The organism is Streptomyces violaceorubidus (genome assembly GCF_000717995.1).
GTDB classification, from domain to species: domain Bacteria; phylum Actinomycetota; class Actinomycetes; order Streptomycetales; family Streptomycetaceae; genus Streptomyces; species Streptomyces violaceorubidus.
The window spans coordinates 1-265 of sequence record NZ_JODM01000210.1 but is presented as its reverse complement, the minus strand read 5'-3'; the positions used below and the strand labels follow the sequence as shown (position 1 = coordinate 265).

Annotated in this window: 1 protein-coding gene; it reads left to right on the top strand. The window is 72.8% G+C overall.

Annotation, left to right across the window (positions count from 1 at the left end):
• Positions 1–17: 17 nt before the first annotated feature.
• A partial coding sequence (locus tag IE94_RS42030; protein WP_209441122.1) for a hypothetical protein occupies positions 18–265 on the top strand: 248 nt, incomplete at its 3' end.

The window sequence follows — 265 nt, the reverse complement described above, 5'->3', positions numbered from 1 at the left end:
CGTCGGAGTCCGACAGCGTGTCGACGACCGTGACGGCATCGTCCGACTCCGACTCCAGCTCCAGCTCCGACTCCGACTCCGACTCCGGCTCCGGCTCCGACTCCGACTCCGACTCCGACTCCGACTCCGACTCCGGCTCCGGCTCCGGCTCCGACTCCGGCTCCGGCTCCGGCTCCGGCTCCGGCTCCGGCTCCGTCGCGGTCTCCATCTCGGTCTCGGTCTCGGTCGGGTCGCTCGTGTGCGGGGTGTCCGCGGCCGGGAGCGT